Below are 3,560 nucleotides of genomic sequence, written 5' to 3'. Positions count from 1 at the left end.
ATCCAAACTTAAGAAGCGACTGTTTAATCTTCTCATATTCTTTATCCCCTTTTCTGAGTTTCTTTCGAGGATTATAAGCTGCAGGCTTTAATTCTTTCAGAGAGAGTTCTTTTATTTCCATTGTTGGTTGGTTCGTCATTTTAGACTCCTTTGTAAAATCTTATCTGTATGTAGCAGGCATGGCTACAATACTTTCTATTAGGATTCGCATAAGATAAAAATGACCTACCACAACACTGGCAAGTCATTTCTTCATATGCAGTTCGTTCCTTATCATGCTCCTCTTGATGATTTTTCCACCAATTTATTCTGCACCTGTCTGAGCAAAATTTCTTCGGTCGTCCAGTTTTATTAGGAACCATAGGTTGAAAACATTGAGGACAGTTTATACCATCTTGAACTCGTTTCTCAACCATCAAATACGGTAATGTTCCTTGTCCCTTTAACTCAGGATGTCTTTTACAATACTTCTTAACAGAGTCCTTAGATAGCCCAATTGCTTTAGCAACTTCACCGTATCCTAAACCATTTTTCCTAAGTAACCAAATTTGTTCTCGTTGAAAGTTATTCATACCTGTTCCTCACTTTTATACTAAAAAATAAGGTTATTTTCGTACCTAAATTTAAACAAATTTACGAAAATAACACTCACTTAATTCTATATTCTTACTGGATTCTTTACTATTTTGAATTGATTTTTATATCCCACCCTATCAATTTTGCGAAATTTTACGTTTAAGGGGGCGTCGGTCTTTTACGGACAAGGATTTAGAGATTTTATCCCCCCTTACCCCAAAATTTTTTTAAGAATTAACATTGATTTGGTAACGACACAATAAAAGTGTCATCACCCGAGGAACTTCTTTTTAAAATAGTTCCTCTTTGTAAAAGCACTTCATATTCAGTTCTTCCCGGTAAAGTTCCATAATTTATTTGGGATATATCGATCCTCTTCACATCTTTTTCTACATATAGTTTAATAACAACTTTATCCTCTGGTTCTGCTTTTTCCTTGGCCCAACGTTTCATCTTTGAAGTACTTAAATATCCTCGCTCTTTAAAAGATGAAGAGGACATTAGCATTTTATAAAACTCTTTATCAATGACTCTGTATAAAACTTTATATTCCTCTTGTGGGGCTTCATTAATTATTTCATCTAAACATTTTATTGAATTTATCGTTTGACATAAGATATTCTTATCGCCATGTTTTATTTTATTAGTTCGAAGATATTCATTGATACTGTAATATGTACTACCGCAATATCTTTCAAGCGCTTCAAAATATTTCTCATTATTATTGCTCGTTGAAATTCTATACGGAGAAATTTCATCTTTTTTATTATTGACAAATTTAATATAGTTCATAGAAAATTAAACTCCTTATATTTTATTTCATACTTTTCTACTAGTATATAATAATTCTATCAAAACCGATAGGTATATTCCACATATCTGTCAGTCGTCTTGGTCTTTCTATCATGACAAGATTTACAAAGAGCTTGCCAGTTGGATTGATTCCAAAAGAGTTCTTGGTCACCTCGGTGGGGACTGATATGGTCAACCACTGTCGCCTTGGTCAGTCGACCATTTCTTTGACAGTAAACACAGAGGGGATTCAGCTTTAAGTAACGAATCCGTGCTTTGTTCCACCTTGAATTGTAACCTTTAGCTTTGGTTGTCTTGACATCAAGTGCGTGGTTAGTCTTGTGGTCATCGCAGTACCTGTTTCCATAGGTCACAAGGTTTGGACAACCATTCTGCTTGCAGGGAGTTCTTGGTCTACGTGGCATTTTACTGCTCCCAAGGAAGAGTTGGTTTCGTAAAATGTCCAAAACATGTAGATTGAGTGTAGTCTACGTTTAGAAGATCCAACTCCTTGATAATCCCTTTCGGTGTTAAATCGTACCGTTCTTTAATCATTCCTGCCAATTGTTTGCTCGTATAGTTACTTGTTCCAAATGTTTCTACATGAATAGAAACCGGTTCTGCGACTCCTATAGCGTATGCTAATTGAACTTCGCATCGTTTAGCATATCCTTCACGAACGATGTCTTTTGCAATCTTACGTGCCATATAAGCTCCTGAGCGATCCACTTTACTTGGATCCTTTCCTGAAAATGCACCACCACCATGATGGGCAAATCCACCATAGGTATCAGCGATAATTTTTCTTCCAGTAACTCCAGCATCTGCATAAGAACCACCAAGAACGAAACGACCAGTAGGATTCACTAAAACATTAAAATCAAGGTTTTGTTTATACTGTTTTGCAACTTTTATCATAGATTCTTTAACAATTACTCTTAGATTCTCAATTGTCATTTCATCACTATGCTGAATTGATACTAAGAATGTTGTAATTCTTTTATTGTCATAATCATAAGAAACCTGTGCCTTAGCATCTTTCCCTAAGAGCGGATGCTGAAGTTCCATAAGTTTCTCAAGCACACGAGTTGCTAAAACGTAGGGAAGCGGCAAGTATTCATCAGTTTCGTCAGTTGCATAGCCATACATCATCCCTTGGTCTCCAGCACCGCCTGTATCAACACCTTGAGAAATATCATCACTTTGTAAACCGATAAGATTCGTCACAATAATATTTTCCATTCCTAGGGGTTTAACGACATTTCGAACAACAGTGTTTAAATCAAATAAGGCTGTTGTTTTCATTTCACCAGCAACCACTATATGATTATCTTTGATAAGGGTTTCTACTGCAACCCTGCTATTCTTATCTTGTTCTAAACATACTGTTAGAACAGCATCTGAAATCTGGTCACAAATTTTATCTGGATGGCCATTAGATACTTGTTCACTCGTAATAATCATTCTTTCCTCCACGCAAAAAGCCTCCCCATTTGGGTAAGGCTCTGTCTTTTTTATTTTGCTTTTCTACCTGCTTCATAGGCTTGTTCAAGCATTTCTTTCAATGCCCAAACGCTGATGTCATAAAAATCAAGGCTGTCGCTATTCCTTGTTTCTAGCGTTTCAGCGCCAATTCTATTTTTTGCGATTTTTGTTAAAATATCCTCTTTCTTCATGGTTTTATCCTCTTTCTTTTTGTTGTAACCATATTTTACAAAAGTATACTCTGTAATATTTAAATCCTTATTAAATCAACGTTTCTAAAGGGAAAGTAACTGTAAAATATTATATATATAGCGTATTGTTAAACCAAGACGGTACCAAAAAGGTACCAAAAATTAAGGTTTCGGAGCTTATAAAATAAAGAAAGATGTCTCAGGTGTTTGAGATTTTTTTTGACAAGAAAAAACTCTTGAATATAATCCAAGAGTAAAACGAATAGGACCAGTGGTGGAGCGGGTTCTTTACAGCATAAAGCTGAAGGCAGTACCTAACCTGTACCTAAAACAAGTACCTTTGAGCAAACTGTTACCAGTCACCCGACATCATCCTATCCTTATCCATAGTTTAGTATAAATAAGAGAGAATGTCAACAATAATTTTTATTACCTTTATTTGGGCTTTTTTTATTGACTTTTTTTGTAATGAATGAGATAATAAGAACACGAAGAAGTATCTCATAGATACACCAA

5 protein-coding genes and 1 pseudogene are annotated in these 3,560 nt (G+C 35.1%); all 6 read right to left on the bottom strand.

Annotated elements, in window-relative coordinates; all coding sequences use genetic code 11:
- A pseudogene (locus tag SORDD24_RS11770) lies at positions 1 to 100 on the bottom strand (chromosome partitioning protein ParB); the annotation flags it as partial.
- 40 nt (positions 101 to 140) lie between these two features.
- Positions 141 to 572: a hypothetical protein gene (locus SORDD24_RS08000; protein WP_061409385.1), complete on the bottom strand. Its 432-nt coding sequence runs from the start codon at positions 570 to 572 to the stop codon at positions 141 to 143.
- A gap of 238 nt (positions 573 to 810) precedes the next feature.
- The gene (locus SORDD24_RS07995; protein WP_061409383.1) at positions 811 to 1,368 is read right to left on the bottom strand and encodes an ADP-ribosyltransferase; all 558 of its coding nucleotides are present in this window, start codon (positions 1,366 to 1,368) and stop codon (positions 811 to 813) included.
- A 59-nt stretch (positions 1,369 to 1,427) separates the two neighbouring features.
- Positions 1,428 to 1,793, bottom strand: coding sequence for an HNH endonuclease (locus SORDD24_RS07990; protein ID WP_061409381.1), 366 nt, complete (start codon positions 1,791 to 1,793; stop codon positions 1,428 to 1,430).
- A 1-nt stretch (position 1,794) separates the two neighbouring features.
- On the bottom strand, positions 1,795 to 2,832 hold the full coding sequence (gene metK, locus SORDD24_RS07985; protein ID WP_061409379.1) for a methionine adenosyltransferase: 1,038 nt from the start codon (positions 2,830 to 2,832) through the stop codon (positions 1,795 to 1,797).
- A gap of 50 nt (positions 2,833 to 2,882) precedes the next feature.
- The gene (locus SORDD24_RS11340) at positions 2,883 to 3,044 is read right to left on the bottom strand and encodes a DUF6900 domain-containing protein (RefSeq protein WP_167747256.1); all 162 of its coding nucleotides are present in this window, start codon (positions 3,042 to 3,044) and stop codon (positions 2,883 to 2,885) included.
- Between the last annotated feature and the right edge of the window lie 516 nt (positions 3,045 to 3,560).

This window comes from Streptococcus oralis, from assembly GCF_001579175.1.
GTDB classification, from domain to species: Bacteria; Bacillota; Bacilli; order Lactobacillales; family Streptococcaceae; genus Streptococcus; species Streptococcus oralis_O.
This window is presented reverse-complemented; position numbering and strand designations above follow the sequence as displayed.

What these genes read in the sequence shown, in the direction of transcription:
- SORDD24_RS08000 (WP_061409385.1), bottom strand. Translation starts at nt 572, where the DNA reads ATGAATAACTTTCAACGAGAACAAATTTGGTTACTTAGGAAAAATGGT.
- SORDD24_RS07995 (WP_061409383.1), bottom strand. Translation starts at nt 1,368, where the DNA reads ATGAACTATATTAAATTTGTCAATAATAAAAAAGATGAAATTTCTCCG.
- SORDD24_RS07990 (WP_061409381.1), bottom strand. Translation starts at nt 1,793, where the DNA reads ATGCCACGTAGACCAAGAACTCCCTGCAAGCAGAATGGTTGTCCAAAC.
- metK (WP_061409379.1), bottom strand. Translation starts at nt 2,832, where the DNA reads ATGATTATTACGAGTGAACAAGTATCTAATGGCCATCCAGATAAAATT.
- SORDD24_RS11340 (WP_167747256.1), bottom strand. Translation starts at nt 3,044, where the DNA reads ATGAAGAAAGAGGATATTTTAACAAAAATCGCAAAAAATAGAATTGGC.